Origin of the sequence: Ciceribacter azotifigens (assembly GCF_048159625.1) — a bacterium.
Lineage (GTDB): Bacteria > Pseudomonadota > Alphaproteobacteria > Rhizobiales > Rhizobiaceae > Allorhizobium > Allorhizobium azotifigens.
This window is the reverse complement of the sequence record NZ_JBLQTA010000005.1, coordinates 171,850-197,127: the sequence shown is the minus strand read 5'-3', so window position 1 is coordinate 197,127 and position 25,278 is coordinate 171,850. Positions and strand designations below refer to the sequence as shown.

17 protein-coding genes are annotated in these 25,278 nt (G+C 61.2%); 11 read left to right on the top strand and 6 right to left on the bottom strand.

Annotation, left to right across the window (positions count from 1 at the left end):
- Nucleotides 1-116: 116 nt before the first annotated feature.
- Nucleotides 117-842 (top strand): acetoacetyl-CoA reductase, encoded by a 726-nt coding sequence (gene phbB / locus ACM6UT_RS10330; RefSeq protein WP_416797247.1) that lies wholly within the window; start codon nt 117-119, stop codon nt 840-842.
- Nucleotides 843-1,126: 284 nt separating this feature from the next.
- Here the strand turns inward: phbB and ACM6UT_RS10325 are convergent, their stop codons facing one another.
- A complete protein-coding gene (locus ACM6UT_RS10325) occupies nt 1,127-1,378 on the bottom strand; it encodes a glycine zipper domain-containing protein (protein WP_416797246.1) in 252 nt (83 codons plus the stop codon).
- 34 nt (nt 1,379-1,412) lie between these two features.
- Complete coding sequence (locus tag ACM6UT_RS10320; RefSeq protein WP_129333945.1) at nt 1,413-1,568, bottom strand: DUF3309 domain-containing protein; 156 nt, start codon at nt 1,566-1,568, stop codon at nt 1,413-1,415.
- A 289-nt stretch (nt 1,569-1,857) separates the two neighbouring features.
- Here ACM6UT_RS10320 and ACM6UT_RS10315 point away from each other — a divergent pair, with 289 nt between their 5' ends.
- From ACM6UT_RS10315 to ACM6UT_RS10285, 7 genes are all read left to right on the top strand, one after another.
- The gene (locus tag ACM6UT_RS10315) at nt 1,858-4,809 is read left to right on the top strand and encodes a helicase-related protein (RefSeq protein WP_416797330.1); all 2,952 of its coding nucleotides are present in this window, start codon (nt 1,858-1,860) and stop codon (nt 4,807-4,809) included.
- A gap of 4 nt (nt 4,810-4,813) precedes the next feature.
- Nucleotides 4,814-5,230 carry an RNA-binding S4 domain-containing protein gene (locus ACM6UT_RS10310; protein WP_416797245.1) on the top strand — a complete coding sequence of 139 codons (417 nt, stop codon included), beginning with the start codon at nt 4,814-4,816 and terminating at the stop codon, nt 5,228-5,230.
- A 198-nt stretch (nt 5,231-5,428) separates the two neighbouring features.
- On the top strand, nt 5,429-5,767 hold the full coding sequence (gene fdxA / locus ACM6UT_RS10305; protein ID WP_112686362.1) for a ferredoxin FdxA: 339 nt from the start codon (nt 5,429-5,431) through the stop codon (nt 5,765-5,767).
- Between the two features lie 386 nt (nt 5,768-6,153).
- Nucleotides 6,154-6,726, top strand: coding sequence for a CarD family transcriptional regulator (locus tag ACM6UT_RS10300; RefSeq protein ID WP_416797244.1), 573 nt, complete (start codon nt 6,154-6,156; stop codon nt 6,724-6,726).
- Nucleotides 6,727-6,991: 265 nt separating this feature from the next.
- A complete protein-coding gene (locus ACM6UT_RS10295; RefSeq protein ID WP_416797243.1) occupies nt 6,992-14,509 on the top strand; it encodes an SDR family NAD(P)-dependent oxidoreductase in 7,518 nt (2,505 codons plus the stop codon).
- Nucleotides 14,510-14,551: 42 nt separating this feature from the next.
- Entirely contained in the window at nt 14,552-15,931 is a 1,380-nt protein-coding gene (locus tag ACM6UT_RS10290; RefSeq protein WP_416797242.1) for an aminotransferase class I/II-fold pyridoxal phosphate-dependent enzyme, read from the top strand.
- 58 nt (nt 15,932-15,989) lie between these two features.
- Nucleotides 15,990-16,787, top strand: a complete 798-nt coding sequence (locus tag ACM6UT_RS10285; protein WP_416797241.1) for an SDR family oxidoreductase — start codon at nt 15,990-15,992, stop codon at nt 16,785-16,787.
- Here the strand turns inward: ACM6UT_RS10285 and ACM6UT_RS10280 are convergent.
- Nucleotides 16,774-18,072: a capsule biosynthesis protein gene (locus tag ACM6UT_RS10280; RefSeq protein ID WP_416797240.1), complete on the bottom strand. Its 1,299-nt coding sequence runs from the start codon at nt 18,070-18,072 to the stop codon at nt 16,774-16,776. The two genes, ACM6UT_RS10285 and ACM6UT_RS10280, sit on opposite strands and share 14 nt — an antisense overlap.
- Nucleotides 18,073-18,202: 130 nt before the next feature.
- On the opposite strand from ACM6UT_RS10280, the gene ACM6UT_RS10275 reads away from it, so the two are divergent.
- Entirely contained in the window at nt 18,203-19,474 is a 1,272-nt protein-coding gene (locus tag ACM6UT_RS10275; protein WP_416797239.1) for a capsule biosynthesis protein, read from the top strand.
- Between the two features lie 107 nt (nt 19,475-19,581).
- Here the strand turns inward: ACM6UT_RS10275 and ACM6UT_RS10270 are convergent, their stop codons facing one another.
- The 3 genes from ACM6UT_RS10270 to ACM6UT_RS10260 all read right to left on the bottom strand — a co-directional run bounded on the left by ACM6UT_RS10270 (nt 19,582) and on the right by ACM6UT_RS10260 (nt 23,752).
- Nucleotides 19,582-20,322, bottom strand: a complete 741-nt coding sequence (locus ACM6UT_RS10270; protein WP_416797238.1) for a Bax inhibitor-1/YccA family protein — start codon at nt 20,320-20,322, stop codon at nt 19,582-19,584.
- Nucleotides 20,323-20,495: 173 nt separating this feature from the next.
- A complete protein-coding gene (locus ACM6UT_RS10265; protein ID WP_416797237.1) occupies nt 20,496-23,042 on the bottom strand; it encodes an ABC transporter permease in 2,547 nt (848 codons plus the stop codon).
- Nucleotides 23,039-23,752 (bottom strand): ABC transporter ATP-binding protein, encoded by a 714-nt coding sequence (locus tag ACM6UT_RS10260; RefSeq protein WP_416797236.1) that lies wholly within the window; start codon nt 23,750-23,752, stop codon nt 23,039-23,041. Before ACM6UT_RS10260 ends, ACM6UT_RS10265 begins: the two co-directional genes overlap by 4 nt.
- Nucleotides 23,753-23,837: 85 nt before the next feature.
- On the opposite strand from ACM6UT_RS10260, the gene ACM6UT_RS10255 reads away from it, so the two are divergent.
- Both ACM6UT_RS10255 and thpR read left to right on the top strand, forming a co-directional pair.
- On the top strand, nt 23,838-24,494 hold the full coding sequence (locus ACM6UT_RS10255) for an arylesterase (protein ID WP_416797235.1): 657 nt from the start codon (nt 23,838-23,840) through the stop codon (nt 24,492-24,494).
- A gap of 66 nt (nt 24,495-24,560) precedes the next feature.
- Nucleotides 24,561-25,154 carry an RNA 2',3'-cyclic phosphodiesterase gene (gene thpR, locus ACM6UT_RS10250; protein WP_416797234.1) on the top strand — a complete coding sequence of 198 codons (594 nt, stop codon included), beginning with the start codon at nt 24,561-24,563 and terminating at the stop codon, nt 25,152-25,154.
- Nucleotides 25,155-25,278 lie beyond the last annotated feature (124 nt).

The window sequence follows — 25,278 nt, the reverse complement described above, 5'->3', positions numbered from 1 at the left end:
GGGGGGACTGGGAGGGCGATCGCAAACCGGCGCAGCGTCTCACGAGCAAACGATACCGACAACGACCCCGATAGAAGGGCCGGTGCACGATCAAATGGCCTCAGAGGAGAGAGAGCATGAGCAGAGTTGCGTTGGTCACCGGTGGTACGAGGGGAATTGGTGCGGCGATCTCGGTCGCGCTCAAGACGGCAGGATACCGCGTCGTTGCGAACTACGCGGGAAACGATGAAAAAGCCAAGGTTTTTGCAGAAAAAACAGGGATCCAGGTGCGCCGCTGGGATGTCTCCAATTACCAGGCCTGTGCTGACGGAATTGCGGAGATTGAGGCGGCGGTGGGTCCGGTCGAGGTTCTGGTCAACAACGCCGGGATCACCCGCGACGCGATGTTCCACAAAATGACGCCGCAGCAGTGGGAGGAGGTGATCGGCACCAATCTCACCGGCGTCTTCAACATGACCCATACGGTGTGGTCCGGCATGCGCGACCGGAGCTTCGGGCGCGTTATCACAATCTCCTCGATCAACGGCCAGAAGGGGCAAGTGGGGCAGGCGAACTACTCAGCGGCCAAGGCGGGCGATCTCGGTTTGACCAGGGCTCTTGCGCAAGAGGGAGCGGCCAAGGGCATAACAGTGAACGCTATCTGCCCTGGTTACATCGCAACCGAAATGGTGCTGGCTGTTCCGGAAAAGGTGTTGAACGAGAGGATCATCCCCCAGATTCCCGTTGGCCGCCTGGGACAGCCGGAGGAAATCGCGAGAGTCGTGGTCTTTCTCGCCTCGGATGAAGCAGGTTTCATCACAGGATCAACAGTCTCTGCCAATGGCGGACAGTTTTTCGCCTAGAGCTTCTCTATCTTTGGCAAAGCGGAAGGACCGGCCCTTTGCGGCCGGTCTTTTTTGTCCGAGTAGACGTGCCTTGATGACTATGTCGCTGCCGTGAGTCCATGAATATCAACGGCCTGCTATGCGCTGTGATCGCGGCAAGATACCATATGTAGTCGTGAACAAATCGGGAAAACTGGCGAGTCAGCGATTCGTAGCCGATTCGTTCCGGATTCATTCGACGAGGCAGGAGAGCGCCAAAAGGCCGACAGAAAACCTGCCGGCCCACCACAATTTCAGTTCTGTCAGCGGCACCGCGCTTCGTAACGACGGCCGTAACGGTCACGGTAGATGCAGTAGCCTTGGCGGTCCGCCTGGGCGATCAGAACGCCGGCCGCACCGCCGATCAGGGCACCGGCCGCGGCCCCTCCAACCGAATTGGTCGCTACCCCTCCGACGACCGCGCCGGTGGCTGCTCCGATACCAGCACCCCGTTCCGTTGCGGTACAGGATGCGAGAGACGCGACGAGCGCAAGCGCGAGCAATGTCTTCTTCATCGTCAGATTCCTTTGCTGTGTCGATTCGGCGTTGTCAGATCTTGTCCATGAGCATCAGTATGATGAGGATGACGACAATCAGACCGAGGCCGCCCGAGGGTCCGTACCCCCAGCTTCGACTGTAGCCCCAATTGGGCAAGGCCCCAATCAGAAGCAAGATGACGACAATGATGAGAATTGTGCTCAGCATGATGGGCTCTCCGTCTCAGCTTCTTGGTCACATTCGGGCTTTCCAACGTCTTTGCCACCGAATGGTTCCACTTGTCCGAGACACCGGCCAACGAGCGCCGTGCGAAGACCTCCCGGATATCGCCGGATCATCCCCGCAGGCCGCGTAACTGGGAATGGGCAGCTCCGTCCTTGTTTTGCCGGCTTGCCTTTGATGACAATCATCGCCATGTCTGTGCCAGACCGCTTCGGCCGATCGCCTTCATTGGCGCTATCCATCCCTATGGAGCAGGAAAGTGAATTCGCAACCCATGATCCTCAGTGGCCGCGGCGTGACGGCGGTGCTGGGGCCTACCAACACCGGCAAGACGCACTATGCGATCGAGCGTATGCTTTCCCACGGTTCCGGCATCATCGGCCTGCCGCTCCGCCTGTTGGCGAGAGAGGTCTACGGCAGAGTCGTCGAACGCGTCGGTGCCGCACAGGTTGCGCTCGTCACCGGAGAGGAAAAGATCGCGCCGCCGGGAGCGCGCTTCTCCGTCTGTACCGTCGAGGCGATGCCGCGGGAGACGCGAGCTTCCTTCGTTGCGATCGACGAAGTGCAGCTTGCCGGCGATCTGGAGCGCGGCCACATATTCACCGACAGGCTATTGCATTTGCGTGGCCGGGACGAGACGCTTCTCCTCGGTTCCGGAACCATGAAGCCGATCCTGCAGCAGCTTCTTCCCGGCATTACGGTGGTGGAACGGCCGCGGCTGTCTCAACTCTTCTATGCGGGGCAGAAGAAGATCACGCGCCTGCCGGAGCGGACGGCAATCGTCGCGTTTTCGGCCGACGAGGTTTATGCGATCGCGGAACTGATCCGGCGCCAGCGCGGCGGCGCGGCTGTGGTGCTTGGGGCGCTCAGCCCCCGAACACGCAACGCGCAGGTCGCGCTCTATCAGGAGGGCGAGGTGGAATATCTCGTCGCGACCGACGCCATCGGTATGGGCCTCAACCTCGACGTCGATCACGTCGCGTTCGCCCAGGATCGGAAATTCGACGGATATCAGTTCCGCAATCTCAATCCGGGTGAACTGGGTCAAATCGCCGGTCGTGCCGGACGTCACCTCAAGGACGGCACGTTCGGCGTGACCGGGCGGGTGGACCCGCTCGACGACGAGTTGGTGGAACGTCTCGAAGGCCACGAATTCGAGTCGGTCAAGGTCCTGCAGTGGCGTACGGCAGAGTTCGACTTTGCCTCGATCGATGCGTTGCGACGCAGCCTGGACGCGGCACCGCGCGTGGCGGGACTGACGCGGGCTCTTCCGGCCGTCGATCAACAGGCGCTCGACCATCTTGCAAAGTATCCTGAGATCAAGGATCTGGCGACGACTCCCGCGCGGGTCGAACGACTGTGGGAGGTTTGTGCCCTTCCCGACTACCGGCGTATCGCGCCTGCCCAACACGCCGATCTTGTCGCGAGCCTCTTTTCCGATCTGGTCCGCTATGGCACGGTGGACGAGAACTTCATGGCGGAACAGGTTCGCCGGGCCGATCACACCGATGGTGAGATCGACACGCTTTCCGCACGGATTGCGCAAATCAGAACATGGACCTATGTGTCGAACCGGCCGGGATGGCTTGCCGATCCGACACACTGGCAAGAAAAGACGCGCGAAATCGAGGACCGATTGTCGGACGCGCTACATGAAAGGTTGACGAAACGCTTTGTTGATCGCAGGACATCTGTGCTCATGAAGCGCTTGAGAGAGAATGCGATGCTGGAAGCTGAAATCAGTGTGAATGGCGATGTCTTCGTTGAGGGGCATCACACGGGACAACTCGCAGGGTTCCGCTTTACGCCCTTGGCGGGCATGGAGGGCTCCGATGCGAAGGCTGTTCAGGCGGCGACGCAGAAAGCTCTCGCCCTCGAATTCGAGGCACGGGCAGCCCGACTGCACGCCTGTGGCAACAGCGATCTGGCGATCGGATCGGACGGTGTCGTGCGCTGGCTCGGCGACCCGGTGGCAAGGCTCACTGCGGGCGATCATGTGCTGCATCCGCGCGTCATCCTGCTGGCGGACGAGCAACTCACCGGGATTGCCCGTGATCATGTGGCGGCTCGCGTCGAGCGTTTCGTCAACCATCACATCTCGACGGTTTTGAAGCCACTCGACGACCTGTCCCGCGCCGAGGATCTGCAGGGGCTCGCCAAGGGCTTGGCGTTCCAGCTGGTCGAGAGCCTCGGCGTTCTCTTCCGCCGTGACGTATCCGACAATGTAAAGTCGCTCGATCAGGATGCGCGCGCGTCGATCCGGCGCTACGGCGTTCGCTTCGGGGCTTACCACATCTTTATGCCGGCACTTCTCAAGCCTTCGCCGGCGGAACTCATCACGCTGCTGTGGGCGCTGCAGAACGACGGTATGGATAAGCCGGGCTACGGTGACCTCATTCCCGTGCTTGCAGCAGGTCGGACGTCGGTGGTCACCGACCCCGGCCTCGACAGGACATTCTACAAACTCGCCGGCTTCCGCTTCCTCGGCAAGCGAGCGGTTCGCATCGATATCCTGGAGAGGCTTGCGGATCTGATCCGTCCTCTTCTGCAATGGAAACCTGGCCCGTCTCCGCGTCCGGAAGGCGCCTATGACGGTCGACGCTTCACGACGACAACGGCCATGTTGTCGATTCTCGGGGCGACACCGGACGACATGGAAGAGATCCTGAAGGGGCTCGGATACCGCGCCGACAGTGTCCCCGCTGACGAGGCCAAGGCTTTCCTCGCTGCTCAGGATGCGAATTCCGCCCCGACTGTGGGCGAGGATGCAGGTTCGACCGAGCCTCAGGTCGAAGACGAGACCTCCAGTGTCGAAGCTGCGCCCGAAAGCGCGGAGGCTGGCGACGTTTCGGCGGAGGCGCCTGCCGACGTAGTTGTCGAGGACGCCGAAGCCAACGAGCCAAAGAACGTACTCCTCTGGCGGCCGGGTGGCCGAAACGAAAGCCAGCAGAACGCCCGCCAAAAGGGCGGCCGCCCGGCGTCCGAAGAGCGTCGCGACGGGCGCCGTCCGGGAGTATCAGCTGAGGGCAAGAACCGTGGCAACGGAGCGAAGCGTGGGGATCGCCAGGAACGCGGTGACCGCAAGGATCGTCCGCAACGCGGTGAGCGGGACAGCAAGCCGCAGGCCGCGCGGTTCGAGGCAAAGCCGCCGCGCAAGGAGAAGCCGGTCGACCCCGACTCACCTTTCGCAAAGCTGGCAGCGCTCAAGGAGCAGATGAAGAAATAGGGCGATGAGCGAAGAGAAACAGCCGCAGTCGGATTCGCGTCAGCGCCTCGACAAGTGGCTGTTCTTCGCTCGTATGGCGAAGTCTCGCTCGATCGCCCAGCGTCGAATCGCGGCCGGAGACGTTCGTGTGAACGATCAGAAGATAGTTCAGGCGAGCCATACGGTGAAAGCCGGTGACCGGGTTGTTTTGACTGCCGGTGCGCGCAGCCGCCTTCTTGTCGTGAAGGCTGCTGGCGCGCGGCGCGGACCTTACGAGGAGGCCCGGCAACTTTATGACGACGTCACGCCTGCCGTGCAGGAGCAGCCGCTTCCCAGCACATCTGGTCACGCGTCTCGTGAGGCGGGGACCGGACGTCCGACCAAGAAGCAGCGCCGAGTGCTCGATGAACTGCGTTCGGACGGCGACTGGTGGAGCGAATAGAAAAACCGTTTCAAATGCGACGTCTTGTCGTAAGGTTTATTCTTGCATTCGCGGAAATAACCCATTAGCTGACTTGCCAGTCCCGCAGACACTATGAGGGTGTGCCCTCCGTCTGTCTCCCGTGTTTTGCCTGTTCGTATCTGTGGCCGGTCGCAGTCCGCCACGGCGCCGAGAACGAAAGATTGCTGGAGTGCCGCAATGACATACATTGTCACCGACAATTGTATCCGCTGCAAATATACCGATTGCGTCGAGGTCTGCCCTGTAGACTGCTTCTACGAGGGCGAGAATTTCCTGGTCATCCATCCGGACGAGTGCATCGATTGCGGCGTTTGCGAGCCCGAATGTCCCGCGGAGGCCATCAAGCCCGATACCGAACCAGGGCTTGACCATTGGCTGAAGATCAACACGGAATTCGCGCAGATCTGGCCGAACATCACTAGTAAACGGGATCCGCTGCCCGAAGCGAAGGAAATGGACGGCGTCCCCGGAAAGTTTGAAAAATACTTTTCGCCAAAGCCAGGTCAGGGTGATTGACGCTCTTGCCGGGGGATGTCGGGATATTTCTTCCCGCGAGTCTAAGTCGTTGAGGGAAAGGACAAACTTTCCTTCCGCAGCCGTTGGAGAGCGGCTGCAGCAAAATATTGATTTATTCATCTTTTTGTGTTAGTTTCGGCACACTGATCCACGTTGCGGCATTGCTATGCCCTGAGCCATCACGAAAGCAAACACCAGACCAAGCGCGGTTTCCGTGACATAAGCGGCAGTTCTGTTGTCGCGTCGCAGTCGCGATGGAGGGTTTTGTTTGCGCCTTGGCCTACCGGATTGGTGTGGAATGATCCGACGGCTTCCCCCGTCTCATCCGGGCCTGACCGACCCGGCTCCGGCAATGCCGGGAGCTCAACAGGGAGTTTTTGATTCGAATGACAATCCAGCAGAAAAAATCTTCAACGCGCCAGGGATTCAAAACCGGCGAGTCGATCGTCTATCCCGCACATGGCGTCGGTACCATCACCGCAATCGAAGAGCAAGAAGTCGCCGGCATGAAGCTTGAGCTTTTTGTGATTGATTTTGAGAAGGACAAGATGCGGTTGAAGGTGCCCGTCGGCAAGGCTGTCAACATCGGCATGCGCAAGCTGTCGGAGACGGATTTCGTTGATCGTGCGTTGAAGGTCGTGCAGGGCAAAGCGCGCGTTAAGCGCACCATGTGGTCGCGTCGCGCGCAGGAATACGATGCGAAGATCAACTCGGGTGACCTGATCTCGATCGCGGAGGTCGTGCGCGATCTCTATCGCGCAGAGAACCAGCCGGAACAGTCGTACTCCGAACGACAGCTTTATGAGGCCGCGCTCGACCGCATGGCCCGTGAGATCGCTGCCGTCAACAAGATGTCGGAGACCGAGGCGGTCCGTCTCGTGGAGGTCAACCTGGCGAAGGGTCCGAAGCGTGGCAAGGTCGTGGACGACGAGGACGCGCAGGAAGAAGAAGCTGCCTGACCCGCGATGATTCGCGGGCCGAGCAAGTTCTGTCGACAAGAACCTCCGGGATCAACCGGAGGTTTTTTGTTGCCTGTGCAGGCAAAGGCCGGTCCAGCGCGAAGAGCGGTTGATGGGTGACATTGATCGCCTCTCTGTCCACCAATAGATGTTCAAGGGCAATAGCCGATTGACGCCCTTTCGCCGCTTGTCTAAGTGCTAGGGAAAATCCCGTGCCGAGTGCCACGGACAGTTGTGTTGAAACTATCAGATCTGCGATGTTTAGATGACGGTAGAAGTAATCGGGCGTGCATGCGCCGCACCTGGAGCGAATTCGCCCGAGGAATTGTTCGAGTTGATGCGCGCCGAGTTATGCTCCGTTACGAGCATACCGGGCGACCGCTGGGATATGGCGCGATTCTGGCACCCGGAAATGGGCGTGGCTGGCAAGTCCTATACTTTCGCCGCGGGCGTTCTCGGCGATAATATCTACAGCTTCGACCCTGCGCTGTTCGGTATTTCGAAACGCGAAGCCGTTTTCATGGATCCGCAGCAGAGGCTGCTCCTCGAGGTCACCTGGCGAGCGCTCGAGGACGCCAATATCCCGGTGGCCAAGATTCAAGGGGAGAGGGTCGCCGTCTTCGTCGGTGCATCCAGTCTCGACCACGCCAATCTTTCAGTTGAGGATCCGGCGGCTCCCGGTCCGTACTTCATGACGGGCAATACGCTTTCGGTCGTCGCCAACCGTATTTCTCACGTCTTTGGTTTGAACGGCCCCAGTTTGTCGGTCGACACGGCCTGTTCATCGTCGCTCGTGGCGCTCGATCAGGCGGTCAAAGCGCTTGAAAGGGACGAAATCGACACCGCAATCGTCGGTGGCGTCAACGTTCTCGTTCATCCTCTTCCGTTCGTCGGCTTTGCACAGGCGCGCATGCTCTCGATGGACGGTCTCTGCAAGGCCTACGACGACGACGGTATCGGTTATGTCCGCGCGGAAGGAGCTGCCGCCCTTGTGCTCAGACGGTCTGACAGGGTGCGCCGGGAGGGCGATCGCAGTCGCGCCACGATCGTGGCGACGGGCACCAATGCGGCCGGTCGAACGAACGGCATCTCGCTTCCCTCGCGGGAGGCGCAAGCAGAGCTGTTGAAGGCTGTCTATGACGGCAATGGCATCGACCCCAACGACGTTGTCTTCATCGAGGGGCATGGGACCGGCACTAAGGTCGGCGATCCGGCCGAAGTGTGGTCTCTCGGCCAGGTCATCGGCAAGCGTCGCCGCCAGCCTATCCCGATCGGATCGATCAAATCCAATATCGGCCATACCGAACCGGCTTCCGGTCTCCTTGGCATGATAAAGGCCATGCTGGCGCTGGAGAATAACTATCTTCCGGCTTCGCTGCATTTCGAGAAGCCGAATGAGGACATAGACTTCGAGGGCCTGAACGTCCGGGTGGCCAATGAGCCGATTCTGCTTGAGAAAACCGACCGTCCTCGTCTTGCCGGCGTCAATTCGTTTGGCTTCGGTGGTGCTAACGCCCATGTCGTCATCTCGGACCCCCAGACGGACGCGGAGCAGTGTGCCGCTGACGATCAGCGCGAGACGCCAGTCTTTTTGGCGTCTGCCCATACGATCGAAAGCTTGCGAGGCCTTCTCGAAGGCTACCGTGAACGGCTGGAAGAGGCCTCGAGCGCAGCGGAGAAGATGGCTATTGTCGCCGCCGCCGGCGCGAACAGAAGCGCGATGCGACACCGCTTCGTCATGCGTGGCTCCGCCGAGAGTGTGTCGGAGACGATCTCAGCCTATCTTGCGGGTGCCGGTCGCGGCGTAGCGGAGATCGGTGAGGCCACGGCACGTGACCCCAAGGTTGCGCTGGTGTTTTCCGGCAACGGTGCCCAGTGGGCTGGCATGGGGCTGGACGCGTTGAACCGTAACGAGGTGTTCCGCACCACGTTCTCGATGGTCTCCCGATTGTTCCATGCCTATTCGCAGGTCGACCTCCGTGAGGTTCTGTCCGATCCGGAACTTGCGGAGAAGCTCGGCGACACCAAGATCGCCCAGCCGCTGCTGTTTGCGATTCAGGTCGCATTGTTCGATGCTCTGGTAGCTCTTGGTCTGGAGACACGGGCGGTGCTCGGTCACTCCGTCGGCGAAGTGGCGGCGGCTTATGCGGCGGGTGCCCTGACGCTCGAGGATGCCGTCACGGTGATCGCAAAACGTTCGCTTCACCAGGATGTGCTGGCGGGTGATGGTACAATGGCCGCCGTCAAACTGGGCGAGCAGGCTACACGCGATCTCATCGAGTCCCTGGAGCTTGATGGAATTACCGTCGCCGCGATCAACGCACACAACTCCGTGACCGTATCCGGCACCTACGAGCAGGTGAAGGCCCTGCGAGAAAAGGCGCGCAAGCGGAAGGTGGCGGTTCAACCGCTCGACATCAACTACCCCTTCCATCATCCGCTCATCGACCGGGCACGCGACGCTTTTATGGCGGACATGCCCGCCATTTCCCCCCGGTCTTCGGCGACTGCCTTCATCTCGACGGTCACGGGAACGGTTCTGGACGGCGCCTCGCTTACGCCGGAATACTGGTGGCGGAACGTTCGCCAGCCGGTGAAGTTCATGCATGCCGTCGAGGAGGCGATAGCGCAGGGCTGCACCGTGTTCGTCGAGGTCTCGCCTCGCGCCATTCTAGGCGGCTATATCGGCGACATTGCCAAGAACCGCTCGGCCTCAGTGAGCGTCGTTCCGACGCTTTCGCGGGATGATCACGAATTCGGCGTCGACCCGGTCTTCCAGTCGATGGCGCGCGCGATGGCGAGTGGTGCGGCTTTCGACGAGGAGCGCGTTTTCGGACGCCGGAATGCATTCGTCTCTCTCCCGGCCCTTCCGTTCGACAAGGTCGATCTGCGTCCCGACCGGACCAGCGACCGCGCTGATATCTATGGTCGTGATAACGAATACGGTTACACGCTCGCCGGCTGGCGCATCGATCCCAACGGGGCATCGTGGAAGAACCATGTCGACGCCCATCTCTTCCCCGATCTTGCCGAGCACGTGGTCGACGGGCGCGCGATCATGCCGGGCAGCGGGTTCATCGAAATCGCGCTTGCTGCCGCACGGCAATTCTATCGCCATGATCAGGTGGAGATCTCAAATCTCGAGATCGTGCGTCCGCTCGAACTCAGCCGTAACCGCCTGATCGAGCTGTCGACGATTATCTCACCGGAAACGGGAGACCTCGAAATTCGTTCACGCGAACGGTTGAGCGAGGACGACTGGTCGGTGCACGTCGTGGCGCGTAGCCGGAAGCTGACGGCCGCCGAGTTGGCATCGGCCCCGGAAATCGAGGTGGACGGCGCCAGTGCCGAGATAGATCCGGCCAACGCCTACCGGATTGCTTCCAATTTCGGTCTTGATTACGGTCCTAGCTTCCAGCTCATGGCGCAGACCGTCTGCCATGGCGAGCGTCTGATCGAGGTGCGCCTCAACGAGGCCTCAAAGCCGGCGCACCCGCACCTGCGGTACAACTTGAACCCCATGTCTGTCGATGCAGTCTTCCACGGTCTGGTCGCGCTATTCGATCGGTTCAGCGGCGATCATGGCGGGGCACCTTATATTCCGGTTCGTTTCGGAGCGATCCGGGTGGGGGCGACGGAGAAGCCGCTCCGTCGCGCCGTCATCGAAATTGAACGATTGAGTCCGACGTCGATCAAGGCGAAGTTCCACCTTTTCGACGAGGACGGCCGCCGCGTTGCGACGTTTGAGGATTGCCGTTTCCGGCGCACCTATCTGAAGCAACGCAAGACGCTTGGCGCGCTCTCCTTCCACTATGAGATACTGCCCGCTGCGGGGCGACGAATGGTTGCTTCGCCGGCGGAGGCAACGTTCGGCAAGGCGCTGTTCAACGATGCCCCTGAAAGCGCGCTCGACAACGAAACGTTTCTCTTCAATGCGGCCGTCTTCCGCGCGATGCATGACCTTCTGTCGATTGTGGGACAAGGGAAACGGATCATTACAGCCTCGGATCTACCGGAAGATCCGCGTCTTCGTCCGTTCCTGTTCAATGGCCTCCATCTTTTGACCGACGCCGGTTTTGCGGAGCAGCGGGAAGACGGATGGGAGCTTGCCAGCGAATGCTCTTTGCCGCCGGTCAGCGAGATCCTGGGAGAACTCTATACGAGTGCGCCCGAACGAGCAGTCGAGGCGGTACTGATCAACGACTGCTATCGGGAAGTCCTCGAGCGCCTTGGCGCGATGCCGGCGACACCCGGCGAGGAAGGCGGAAGGGCCGACCGATTCATCAGCGAGGCGACGCTGGAGCACTTGACGATCCATTCGGTCGCGGCGCGAAACCGCGCCGCTATGCTTGTTGAGGCGCTGCGACATGCGCTCGCAGATGGCAGCGGAACTGCCCGCATTCTCGAGCTTGGAAGCACGTCGGCACACCTGACGCGCAGGCTCGCGGAGATTGCCGAGGCGAAGAATGCCACGCTCGCCATTTACGAGCCGGACAATGGTCTGCGGCACCGCCTTGAGCTGGCCTTCGAAAACGATCCCCGTGTGACGGTGCTTGACCGGCTCGAGACAGAGCTTGCGGCTGATATTGTCGTGAGCGCGAGCGATCGGCTGCGAGCGCTCATCGAGGATGATGTCGCCAAGCTTCCCTCGGACTGGCTTGCGCACTCGGCCGTCTTGCTGGCAGCCGTCAGCGCACCCGGCGTCTTCAAGGATTTCGTCCATGGCTTGAGCGAAGGCTGGTTTTCGCGAAGCAGGTCGGAAGAGTTCCCCATTGGCTCTCTCCCGTCCGCCCCTGAGTGGTCGGAGCTCCTCGAGCAGAGAGGCTACACGAACGCCAATGTTCGCCAGCGGGACATGGCGGGCGGGAGCGCGATCCTGATCGAGGCGAGTGCGAGCCAGGCGACTAGCGCCGAAGCCGTCGTGGAAACCTCGGCGGTTGTCGAACCCTTCCGTCCGGTCCTCATGGTTCGTGGGGGTGGCACCGATAGCAGCACGCTCGCGGACACCGCCAAGGCGGCAGGCTTTCCCCGCACGCAGGCGTTCGCCACCAGCGGCGATCTTGCCGTCGACAAGGCGGCTTTCCTCGACGTGTTCTCCCGCGATGGTGGCAGCAGCGAAAAGATCGTGTTCCTCAGCCCCCGACATTTGCCTGCCGAGGACGCTTCCCGTGAATTGCAGCGCCGAGTTCTGGTGCTGAGCGCACTGGCGCTGGCGCAGGCCGAATATCGCAACACCGCCACTCAGGCGCAGAAGCTTCGCCTGATTGTCGTCGCTCCGGGCGGCGCTCCAGCCTGTGGCTCGTCGGCCGGCCGGCCGGCTGATCCTGTCAATTCCGGCCTGTGGGTGTTCCTGCGCGTTCTGCGCAACGAATTCGACTTCCTTGACGTGGAGTGCGTCGATGCCGCCGGCGAAAGCGATGACCTGAAGGTGTTGCTCGAAGCGGCACATCGGGTCTCCGAGAGCACGGGACGTAACAGAGAATGGCGGATCGAAGCCGACGGAACAGTCTCCGAGATCCGTGCAGTCCCGGGTTCGGCGCCGCACGCGTTCGGCGTTACCAGTGATTTCACGGCGGCGGTCATCCGCCAGCAAGTGCCGTCGCAGGTGGCGAGCATACGGTGGGAAAGCTGTGACTTGCCGAAGATCGGCCCCGACGAAGTGTTGGTCGAGGTCGCTGCGACAGGGCTCAATTTCCGTGACGTGATGTGGGCGATGGGCCTGCTGCCGGAAGAGGCTCTGGAAGACGGTTTTGCCGGCGCTTCGATCGGTATGGAGTTCTCCGGCCGCGTGGTCGGAATCGGCAGCGCGATAGACGATCTGACGATCGGCGATCCGGTGATGGCGATCGCTGCGTCGGCGTTCTCGACGCACGTGGTGGTGAAGCGGAGCGGCGTCGCAAGACTGCCGGCCGGTATCGATCCGGTTGCTGCTGCCTCTATTCCCGTGGTCTTTCTCACGGCATATTACGCGATCGTCGAGCTTGGCCGCGCGCGGCCGGGTGAAACGATCCTGATCCATGGTGCCGCCGGCGGGGTCGGCCTTGCAGCCCTGCAGGTTGCCAAGCATGCCGGTCTCAAGGTCATCGCGACCGCGGGAACCGAGGAGAAGCGCCGGTTCGTCGAGATGCTCGGCGCCGATCACGTCTTCGATTCCCGCACTCTCAGCTTTGTTGGCGACGTCCTCACCGTGACCGGTGGAGAAGGTGTGGATCTCGTCCTGAACTCGCTCTTCGGCGAGGCGATGGAAAAGAGCCTGTCGCTGGTCAAGCCGTTCGGGCGGTTCCTGGAACTCGGCAAGCGCGACTATTATGCCGACAGCAAGATCGGCCTTCGTCCTTTCCGGCGTAATGTCAGCTATTTCGGTATCGATGCCGACCAGCTGCTGGTCCTGCATCCGGAACTGTCGCGTCGTATGCTGGCGGAAATCGGTGCGCTCTTCGAAGAGGGCGTCTTCTCGCCGCTCCCGTATCGCGCCTTCGATCATGACGAGATCGGCGATGCGTTCCGTCTGATGCAGAACGCCGGGCATATCGGCAAGATTGTCGTCCTTCCTCCGAAGGCCGGCATTGACCACGTCGCCGCGAAGCCGCCTAGGACGATGAAGGTCGACCCACACGGTGCCCACCTCGTCGTGGGCGGCATTGGTGGCTTCGGTCTCGTTGCCGCGGAATGGCTGGTGGAGAAGGGCGCACGGACGATCGCGCTCTGCTCCCGCCGAGGAATTGCCGACGAGGCGACCGCCGCGTCCATTTCCCGATGGACACGGAACGGCGTCGACGTCAGGCTTTTTGCCTGCGACGTTACGCGCGAGAGCGACGTAAGGGCAATGCTCGCCGATCTGCGTCGGGCAGCCCCGCTGAAGACGGTGATTCATGCCGCGATGGTCCTGGATGATGCTCTGATCGGCAATCTGACCGAAGAGCGGAACCGTCCTGTCATAGACGTCAAGGCCAAGGGTGCCGCGATCCTTGATGCCGAGACCCGGTCGGACGAGCTCGACAACTTCATCCTGTTCTCGTCGGTCACCACCCTCGTCGGTAACCCGGGCCAGGCAAACTATGTCGCCGCCAACGGCTTCCTGGAGGGGCTTGCGCGGGCGCGCCGGGCCGAAGGTCTACCGGCTCTCGCCGTCGGTTTCGGGGCGATCGCGGACGCCGGCTATCTGGCGCGCAATACAGATGTTGGTCAGCGGCTGGACCGACGGCTCGGCAAGACGGCGATCAATGCGCGCGACGCCCTGAACGCGGTCGGGGAGTACATCGGGAGTGCGCCTGACACGGTCGATGCGGCTGTCGTCATGATCTCGGAGTTCGACTGGGCCGCCGCGCACAATCTTGCGGTGGTGAATGAAGCTCTCTTCGACGTTGTGATGCGTAAGGCTGCTCATCACGCCAGCGGTACTGAGGGCGGTGACATCGACCTCGTTGCGATGATCGAAGGCAAATCGCCGGCCGAGGCGCAGGATGTCCTCTTCGACATTCTCGCCTCCGAGATCGCGACGATTCTCAGGGTTTCTCGCGAAAGTATCCTCAAGGAAAGCGTTCTCAAGGATATCGGGCTCGACAGCCTGATGGCCGTTGAACTCGGCTTGAACTTCGAACAGAATACGGGCTTCGACATGCCGCTGAGCAGCCTCGCCGATAACGCGACGGTGGGCGATATAACGCGTCGTCTCTACGAGAAAGTGAAGGCCCGCAACGGAACGGAAGAGACTGATGCGGACGTCTCGGCGGAAACACGCATTGTCGACGACTTGAGCCGTCGGCACGCCGGAGCGGAGTAGCGACGAGCCGACCAGCGGTCGGGTGCCTGGAGTTATGGACTTATGGACGAAAGCAAGCGGCAGAATATCCTGAATAGGATGAAGGGCCTGCAGAAAAACGTGGATCAGGGGCGAGTTTTTCGAACGGAACAAGCCCTCAATTCGCTGCCTCGTCGTAAGCAGCCGGGATTTGGCGATCTGCCCGAGTACAAGCAGGTGGTCATGCAGCAGCGTGCCAGCGAGTATCTTGGGATGGAGAACCCGTTCTATCGGGCTCACGAGGGCGCAAGCGGGGCAACTGCAACCATCGACGGACGCACCCTCGACAATTTTGCCTCTTACGATTACCTCGGTTTGAACCGGCATCCGGATGTGCTCGGTGCGGGCGAACGTTCTATCCGGCAGTTCGGCATCTCGGCATCTGCGAGCCGGCTTGTGGCCGGAGAGCGCACGATCCACCACGAGCTGGAATCGGCCATTGCCGAGAACTACGGTTCGGAGGCCGCGATTTGCTTCGTCAGTGGCTACCTCACCAACGTGGCGGCTATCAGCTGCCTCATGGGCCCGCGCGATCTGGTGATCCACGACGAGTTCATGCACAATAGCGGGTTGGCCGGTGTCAAACTCTCGGGGGCTACTCGTCGCTTCTTCAAACACAATGATGTTGCCGATCTGGAGCGCGTACTCAAGTCTCTCGCCGACCAGTATGAGCGGATACTGGTGATCGCCGAAGGCGTCTACTCGATGGACGGTGACATCGCGGACCTTCCCGGGCTTCTCCGTCTCAAGGAGCAATACGGCTTCTGGCTGATGCTCGACGAAGCGCATTCGCTCGGCGTGCTCGGGGACAACGGTCGGGGCGTTTTTGAGCATTACGGCGTTGATCCGACCTCTGTCGACATCTGGATGGGAACGCTTTCGAAGACTACATGCAGCTGCGGCGGCTATATCGCGGGAAGCGAGGCCCTGGTTACCCTCCTGAAGGCCCAAGCTGGCGGCTTCGTCTATAGCGTCGGTCTGGCACCGGTTCTCGCAGGTGCGGCCATCGCCAGCCTCGGAGTGCTGAGGGCTGAACCGCAGCGAACACAGGACCTTCGGCGAAACAGCCAGCTGTTCCTCGAATTGGCCCGGCAGCGCGGACTCGATACGGGGCTGAGTCAGGGCTACTCCGTCGTGCCGGTTCTGGTGGCCGACTCGCTTCGTGCCGTGCAATTGTCGAACGAGTTGTATCAAGCAGGTGTGAATGTTCTGCCGATCATTCACCCGGCGGTTCCTGAAGGGCTGGCTCGGCTGCGCTTCTTCATCACAAGTGCGCATACCGAAGAACAGATCTGCCGTGCGGTCGATCTCACGGCGACAATTCTCGAAAAGCTGAAGCAGCAGAACTTCGGGCTCGCGTCCGTGGATGTCGGCCAGTTGATGGCGAGGCTCGGCAAGAGCTGAGGCACCAGCACGCGGCGGCGCCGTATGTGTGGTTGGCCTTTGAGGGATCGAAGAGCCGATGGTTCATGTCATCGTCACAGGCGGATCGAGCGGGATAGGGCTCGCTGTCGCGCGCTGCTATTTGCAGCAGGGCGCTGCCGTGACCCTTATCGGGCGAGATCCCGGTCGGCTGACCGGTGCCCGCGATCGTCTGTGTGGCGAAACCGGTTGTTCTCAGGGGCGCATTCAGCTCGGACAGGCGGACGTTGCCGACGAAATCCAGCTCGAGAGTGTGATCGCGGCGGCAGAGGCGATGCACGGTGCGTGCGATATCTTGGTGGCGTCGGCGGGCGTCGTTGCGCCGGCAGAGTTCCATCTGCAAGAGGCGCAGGACTTTCGTCGGCAAATCGACACGAACCTGGTTGGGGCGGTGAATGCAGTGCGGGCCGTCTATGCCGGGATGAAGGCGCGAGGGCGGGGCAAGATACTGGTGGTGTCCTCCGGTGCCGCGCTCATCGGCATCTTCGGTTATGCCGCCTATTGTGCTTCAAAGTCCGCCCTCATGGCGTTCGTCGAGGCGTTGCGTCTGGAGGCGACAGCTCACGGGATCGACGTCTCGATTTGTTTCCCCCCGGACACCGATACGCCGCAGCTCGCCGCAGAACTGCAGGTTCGCCCGGCACAGGCGGCGGCCATGATGAAAGCCGGCGGTGCCTGGACTGCCGAGGCCGTAGCGTCCAGAATTGTCCGGGCGCTCGACCGAAATGAGCGCACCGTCTATTTCACCGCGACCATCTTCCTCCTTGGCCGCTTCGGCTCGGTTGTACGTCCGTTCGTCTACTGGTGGTTCGAGCGCAAGCGCATCAGGCTGCGGTGACCGGCGCCTGTTCCAGCTCCGGCTGGTAACGGTAGCCATTGACGACTGCAACTGGCCGCTCAAGTGCGGAGGAGGGGGCGAGGATGCGCTCCACGACGTTGCGCGCTCCGATGGCGATTGCTTCCGCACCAAGAAAGCCGCCGCGAACCTGGGTCGTCGCGACCAGTGCTTTTGCAAGTACCTCAGGCATTCCCGGTTGCGGCGTTTGCGGTGCCCTCCAGAAGCTCGCGAGGCTATCCTGATGCGTGATACCGGCTATGTCGTAGATCGCGGCACCGAGTGTGATCACCGGCTTGCCTGCCATAACAGCCGAAAGGCCGACGGTCGAATTGACCGTCACAATTCCGGTTGCTCTGGAAATCAGCTTGTCGAGGTCACCGCCATCAATGAGGTCGACGCGTTTCTCGACGCCATAACGCCCGGCTTCTCTGGCGATGACGCCGGCCCATCCGCTTAGTCCGTTATCGATCGGATGGATCTTGAACAGCAGCCTTGTTTCAAGTGGCGCCTCACGCGCGAAAGACGCGATCGTTGCGGCTACGATCTCGAAATGGTCGCCGAACGGGGCATGGATGCGGATCTGGTAGTCCCCCGGCAGTTGGAGCGGAAACAGGAAGTACCGAGGTGGCGACGTTTCCTTCGGCAGATAGATCCGTTGCACTTCCTGTGCATGGGTACGCCGACGGCGGGAGGTCAGTCCCTTTCTGATCCAGCCGGCGTATTCCACCGCCGGCTGAACGGGGCCGTGCGTCCGGTAATGGGGATGAAGGAGCCAGCCCAGGAGGACATTGGGCACGTGGTAGGCAAGATCACAGAGCGCGTAGGTGAGAAAACTGCTCCTGAAGTGGCTCCGCATGTCGACGGCTGGAACATCATCCGCGAGTGCGCGCAGCGTGGCGGCGTCGCGCGGAAACCAGGAGCGTCCGGACATGCCTTCCGGCTCGATGGTGAGCCAGTCAGGACGAAGATAGCCGTGTTCCAGGATGTGGGCCCTGACACCCGCCTCGCGTGCGATCTCCACTGCGGCGGCGTGTTTCGGGCGGCCGTCTCCAAGCATCAAGATGTCGGTGATGCCGTTACGACGAAGATAGTTACGAAGGAAAACGGGCCAATCCTCGCTCTGGCTGGTAAACCAGTCGGCGTTTCGCGGCCACCAGAAGACGGCGTCTCCCAGGCAGAAATTAATCTTGAAGACTTTCGCGCCGGCGCTCTCCGCTTGTCTCGCGACTTCCTTGAGGAACGGCGAGGCGGGCCCCTGCAAAATAAGGAGTGTCAAACGGCGCATGATCCCGACCTGCAAACTTGTTCGTCCTTGACCGGCCTCTTATAGTCACCTAACGAGAGCGACAAAAGCTCGGTGTTAGCGGATAAGATGTAATGGTCTCGCATATTTCCAGCCTCGGACCTGCCGTCTGATGCAGCGGTCGGTTAATGGGCCTGTCGTTTTATTCCTTCAGGGGCCCCCTTCAGTTTTTTGGCGAGAGCTGGCCGAGGCCTTCGAGCAGGCGGGCGTGCCGACACATCGTGTCAACTTTTCGCTCGGTGACCAAGTCTATTGGCTGAAGCGGGGTGCGATCAACTATCGCCGCTCGTTGCAGCATTGGCCCGGCTTTCTCGAAGAGCTGATCCGGCGGGAAAAAATCACCGATATTCTCTATTATGCGGACCAGTTGCCCTATCACAAGATTGCTTGTGAAGTCGGGGCGAGGCTCGGTGTCCGCTGTCATGCGGTGGAATTTGGTTACCTAAGACCCGACTGGATCACGCTCGAGCGTGACGGGATGGGCCATCTCTCCCATTTCCCCAATGATCCTGCCGCGGTTAGAGCAATCGCGGAAAAGATCAATGTGCCAGATCTTCATGTCCGCTATCCGCACACCTTCGGGCAGGAGGCGTTCAACGAGGTCCTCTATAACCTCACGGCGTTTTTCGGTCGTGCCTTCTTTCCTCTCTACGCGGCGGACAAGTACTATTCGGCGCTGGTCGATTACCTGCCCTGGCTCGTGCGGTGGATACATCGACCTCGCACGACGCCGCCCGAGCTCTTCGAGAACGGTCATGTGCCTTTCTTCATCGTCGCCCTTCAGCTGCAGAGCGACTATCAGATCCGCGCGAACTCCCCCTATCGACATCTGGAGGAGATGCTCGACGAGGTTATCGCGTCGTTCGCGGCACATGCGGCCGTCGGTCACTCCCTCGTATTCAAACAGCATCCGCTCGACAACGGACTGGAGCGATGGGGCAAGAGGATCGCGCGGACCGCTGAAAAATACGGTGTCTCCGAACGGGTCATGTTCATCGAACAGGGTAATCTCGACGCGATCCTCCGGCAGGCGTCTGGGACCGTCGTAGTCAATTCGACGGTTGGTATTCACAGCATCAGAAAGTTGAAGCCGACGATTGCCCTCGGCTGTGCCGTGTACGACATCCCGGGACTGACACATCAAGGAAGTCTGGATGCGTTCTGGACCAATCCTGAGCCGGTTGACGAGCAGCTTCTTCACGATTTCATAGCCGCCTTGGCCGCTACAATTCAGGTCAAGGGAAGCTTCTACAACAAGGAAGGCCGGCACGTCGGAGCGACCGAAGTCGTGCAGCGGATACTCGAAGCCCGGGTCAACGAGCCGGGTGCCTTCGTCGATCCGGCGCCTCGTATTGGCTCAGCCAAGGCATCGCCGCGGCGATAAGGCCCGCACTGCAGTCCGTACAAACGGTAGCGTTTAAGACCCGTTCGACAACGAAAAACCCGCTGGCGTAACCAGCGGGTTCTTGTCCGTTACAGCTGATGTCGCTGTTACTCGCGGTTGCCGAGGAAGCGAAGCAGAAACAGGAACAGGTTGATGAAGTCGAGGTAGAGCTGCAGCGCGCCCATGATCGCCTTGCGGCCGGCGGTATCGTTGCTGTCGGCTTCGTAATAGGATTCCTTTATCCGCTGGGTGTCCCAGGCCGTGAGTCCGGCGAAGATCAGTACGCCGATGATCGAGATCGCGAACTCGAGCGCCGACGAAGCCAGGAACAGGTTCACGAGGCTCGCGATGATGAGGCCGAACAGGCCCATGATCAGGAACGAGCCCATAGCGGAGAGATCACGCTTGGTCGTATAGCCGTAGAGCGAGAGGGCGCCGAAGGACGCTGCCGTCACGAAGAAGGTCTGCACGATGCTCTGCCCGGTGTAGATCAGGAAGATCGAGGAGAGCGACAGCCCCATCAGGGCGGCGTAGATCCAGAAGGTAAGCTGTGCAGCCGCAACACTCATCGTGTGGATGCGGAAGCTCATGAAGAAGACAAGCGCAACCGGCGCGAAGATGACGACCCACTTCAGGCCGCTGACATAGATCGCCTGACCGAAAGCGGTCAGTTGACCGTTGTCTACGGCAAGATTGAAGCTCAGATATGCTGCAACTCCCGTGATCGCCAGACCAAGTGCCATCAGGTTGTAGACCTTCAGCATATAAGCGCGAAGGCCTTCGTCGATCATCGTGGCCGATTGAGCGGTGCCGCTCGCCCGGCTTTGGTAGTTACGAAGTTCAGCCATTGTTTCCTCTTTTCAAGCTTCGGAATGGATACGGTGTCGGGTCATGATCCCGAGGCGCCGCTGCGAAGCTCAGCATGCCTGTGGACAATATGAGGTTTTCCGGGGTTTGCTACAAGAGCAAGCGCCCTCAAAAAACCGGGAGCATCATTCGCCGGTACGCGGCGAGGGAGGTCTCAGAGCTCTCTCAGCACGGGAGCCGCCTTCTGTCCGAGTATCCGCCAGGTGCCCGCGAGCCCGACACCGACCGTAATCAGAAGCGAAAGCGCGAGCGTCGTCAGGGCCACCGCGGGCAGGAACGAAGACGTCAGATTCATGATTCGCGCGGTGACGTACCAGGCCGCCGCGCCGCCGCCTGCAAGCGCAAAAGCAGCCGTGGTGGCGCCGAGTAGGAGGTATTCGTAGGTAAAGGCGCGGATCAACAGGCCGCGCGTGGCACCGAGGGTTTTCAATATGACGGCGTCGTGAGTCCGCGCGCGGTTGCCCGCGGCCAGCGCCCCCGACAGAACAAGGACCGAGGTGACAAGCGCAATTCCCGCCGCCGCCCGGATCGCGGTTGCCAACTGCCCGACCAGACGTTGCACGACGTCGAGTGCGTCCTTGACCCTGACGCTTGTGATGGTCGGATATGCGCGGGTTACCGCTTTCAGGACAGCGGCCTCCTCCGCGCTCGTCGCGTTCGGCAATGTGAGCGTCGCCAACCACGTGTGTGGCGCGCCGGCAAAGGTATTCGGGGAGAAGATCATCACGAAGTTGATCGACAGCGATTCCCAGTCGACTTTGCGGAAATTGGCGATCCGGGCCGTGATGCTTCGTCCAAGGACGTTGACCGTCACCGTGTCCCCGATCTTCAGCCCGAGCTGCGCCGCCTCCTCCGCGGAGAACGAGACCAGAGGCTCGCCGGTGTAGTCCGCCGGCCACCATTCGCCGGCGGTGACTTTTGCATTTGCGGGTAACGTATCCGCATAAGTGATGCCGCGATCGCCGCGAAGCACCCAGCGTCCGGCTGACGGTACCTCCATCTTGGATACGTCGGTACCGTTGAAGGCGAGAATGCGGCCACGCAACATCGGTACTTCTTCGATCTTGCCTGCCGGTGATCCGTTGGCGAGGAGAGTACGGAAGCCGTCAAGCTCTGTCTTCTGGATGTCGACGAAGAAGAAGTTCGGCGCCCGTTCTGGCAGACTGCTGGTCAGTTCCCGGCGCAGGTTGCCGTCGACGAGTGCGAGCGCCACAAGGAGCGTGAGGCCGAGCCCGAGGGAAAGAACCACGGAAGGCGTGAGCGCGCCCGGACGATAGATATTTCCGATCGCCAGACGCAGGGCTGCAGACGACGGGCGCGGGGCGCGTCGCGCCGCCAGTGCGATCAGGACTGCGACGAAACGCAGGACGATGAAGCCGACGGCCATCGAAACCAGAAAGAGGGTTGCGATCCAGCGATCGTCCGAGACACCGATCGCCAACGCTGCGAGCGCGACAAACAGGAACGCGGCTGCAAGAATGTAGGCGCGCGAGGGCCAGCCGCCGGCCTCCAGGCCCTGCTCCCGAAAGAGAGCGGTTGCCGGTATCTCGCGGACGTGCCCCAGAGGCAGGACCGAAAAGGCGAGCGTGACAAGCATGCCGAACAGCGACGCAAGCGCCAGCGCACCCGGGTAGAGCGCCGGCACGAGGGGGATCGGCAGCATCTGCGCGAGATACTGTGCTGCGACGATCGGCGCCACGATCCCGATGACGATCCCGCCGACGATGCCGAGGGTCGCGATGATGGCGATCTGGATGAAATACACCAACACGACCACAGTCGCGGGGGCCCCGAGACACTTCAGGGTGGCGATCACCACGCGCTTGCTGTCGAGGAATGCGCGAACGGCATTGGCAACGCCGACGCCTCCGACGATCAGGGCCGTCAGGCCGACGAGCGTGAGGAACTGCGAAAAGCGTGCGATATTCTCGCTCAACGCCGGCGCTGCGCGATCGCTGGTGCGGATGGACCATCCGGCATTCGGCAGTGTCGTCTGGGCCTTTTCGCGCAAATCGGCGGGAGAGAGCTGCGGATCGCGGAGCCGGACCTTGTAGGCATGTTCGACCAGACTGCCCGTCTCGACGAGGCCGGAGGCCCTGAGACCGTCGAGACTCGTCAGCAGACGAGGAGCAAATCCCATTCCGTCGGAAATGGCGTCCGGCTCGTTCGCGATTATGCCTGCGATGTAGAAGCGGACTTTTCCGACGAGAAGCTCGTCGCCGGCGGCAAGGCCGAGACGTTCCAGCAGGAGCGGTGCGGCGAGCGCCCCGAAAGCGCCGCCTTTCTCTGCGAACGCGTCAGAAAGGGACTGCGGCGGATCGGCGACAAAGATACCATAGAGCGGATAGCGTTGATCTACCGCCTTCACTTCAACCAGCGACTGGTCCGAGCCATCCGGCAGGCGGGCCATCGAGCGCAGGACGGTCGACACCGCAAGAGTTCCGAATTCGTCCAGAAAGCGTCGCTCCTCAGGCGTGGCTTCGCGGTTGTTCAGTTCAAAGCGCACATCGCCGGCAAGCAGGGCCTGGCCTTGCGAGGCGATGGCGTCCGTAATTGCCGTGGAAACCGAATTGACGGCCGCAATCGCCCCCGTGCCCAGCGCGATGCAGGCGAGAAAGATGTAGAAGCCGCGCAACCCGCCGCGCAACTCGCGGACCGCTATCCTGAAAGCCACGCGAAGCCGCGGAAGAAAGGCTTTCATGCCGGCAGCCGCTCATCATGTCGTTCGCTGTACAGGCGGTCCTCGACGATCGTACCCGACATCACCTTGACCTGCCGTGAACAACGCGCGGCCAGCTGTGGATCGTGCGTGACCAGCAGCAACGTCATGGTGCGCTCGGCCTGTTGGGCGAAGAGAAGATCGGCGATCTGGCGGCCAGTCTCCGTATCGAGGTTGCCCGTCGGTTCATCGGCGATCAATAAGGCTGGAGAAGGTGCGAGCGCCCTCGCTATGGCGACACGCTGCTGTTCTCCGCCCGAGAGTTGTCCCGGATAGTGGTTCAGCCGCTCGCCGAGACCGACCGCCTGAAGCTCGCGGCGGGCGATCTCAAACGCATTGCTGACGTTCGCGAGTTCGAGCGGCACTGCGACATTTTCGAGAGCGGTCATGTTGGCGATCAGGTGAAAGGACTGAAAGACGATGCCTATGTTGCGGCCGCGGAAATCCGCCAGCGCATCCTCGTTCAAATCATGCAGCGCCGCACCATTGATGAAGATTTCACCCCGATCGAGCCGCTCGAGCCCGGCCAGCACCATGAGAAGCGTCGATTTTCCCGATCCTGATGGGCCGACGATCCCAACTGCCTCGCCGCGGTCGATGGTGAGGTCGATTCCCTTCAGCACGTGGACTGCCGCCGCCGCGCGTCCGAGCGTCAGGTCAGCCTTCTTCACTTCGATGATTGTTTTTCCCACGCGCGCTCGCCCTATATGTTGAGTATCACCTGCAGGACCGGTCTGCCGTTCTGCCGCGGGCTCTGGTCAATTTAGGGAAGGCAATATGAGATTTAAAGCAGCGATCCCCCTTTTTGCCGCTCTGGCATTCGTTGTCACGCTGATGCCCGGCCCGGTCGAGGCGGAGGATGGCGGCCCGGTTCAGATCGTCGGTCTTGGCGACAGCCTCATGGCCGGCTATCAATTGCCTCCGGAAGACGCACTTCCCGCGCAGCTCGAAAAGGCCTTGGCTGCTGTCAACCGCCAGATCGTCATTACGAACGCCGGCGTGTCCGGTGACACGTCCGCTGCGGGGCTGGCGCGCGTGGATTGGTCAGTGCCCGACGGGACCGACGGCGTCATGCTCGAGCTTGGTGCCAACGACGCCCTGCGCGGCATAGCGCCGGAGGAGACCGAGAGGAATCTCGAGGAGATCATCAAACGGCTGCGCGGACGAGGCATCGAGGTTCTTCTCATCGGCATGATGGCTCCGCCCAACATGGGAACGGATTATCAGCACAGATTCAATCCGATCTACAAACGGTTGGCCGAAAAATACGGGCTGGAATTCTATCCCTTCATCCTCGACGGCGTGGTGACTGAGGCCGATCTGAAGATCGAGGACGGAATGCACCCCAACGCGAAAGGGATTGCCGTCATCGCCCAGCGGATGCTGCCGGCCGCGGAGCGCTTTCTCGACCGCATCTCCTCCGCTACAAATTAGGGGGTTGCGCGGATCGACATTGCGTGATTCGCTATTGTTATCTGCAAGAGATTCGGGGAGCTCGCTATGCCGAGATTATTCACTGCCCTCGAAATTCCGCGTAATGCGGCTCTCAGTCTTTCCCTGTTACGTGGCGGACTTCCCGGAGCTCGCTGGATCGACGTGGAGAACTACCACATCACCTTGCGCTTCATCGGGGACGTCGACGGGCGGACGGCTGACGAGATCGTCGACCGGTTGGACCGGATCGATCGCCCCGAATTTCTCCTCAGTTTGAGCGGCATCGGTTCCTTCGGCTCGAAGAAGCCGCATTCGGTTTGGGCCGGCGTTTCGCCGGCGCCGGAAATGTACGCGCTTCAGGCCGAAATCGAACGCATCTGCCAGCGTATCGGCTTGCCGCCAGACCCCAGAAAGTTCAGCCCGCACGTCACGCTGGCACGGCTCAAGTCTTCAAGGGTCGACGACGTCGTTCACTATCTCTCCGGTCGGGGTGATTTCCACACCGGGCCCTTCCTCGTTCCGCGTTTTGTTCTCCTCTCGTCGAAAGAATCGGTCGGAGGCGGACCCTACCTGACCGAGGAGGTGTTCCCGCTTCACGAGGCCCGTCCGGCTGCAAGCTTTGCGAGCAGGGACTCGCAGTCGGCGAAGAGCATGCTGTAGACGACCCGGAGGCCGGCGTCTCCGCCGTCGTAGAGATCCGGGCAATGAGAGCATGGCTGGTCTCTTGCTGGCGGATTGCCGTCGGCAAGTCATGAGCCGCTGTGGCGAGGGCAATTGAATTCCG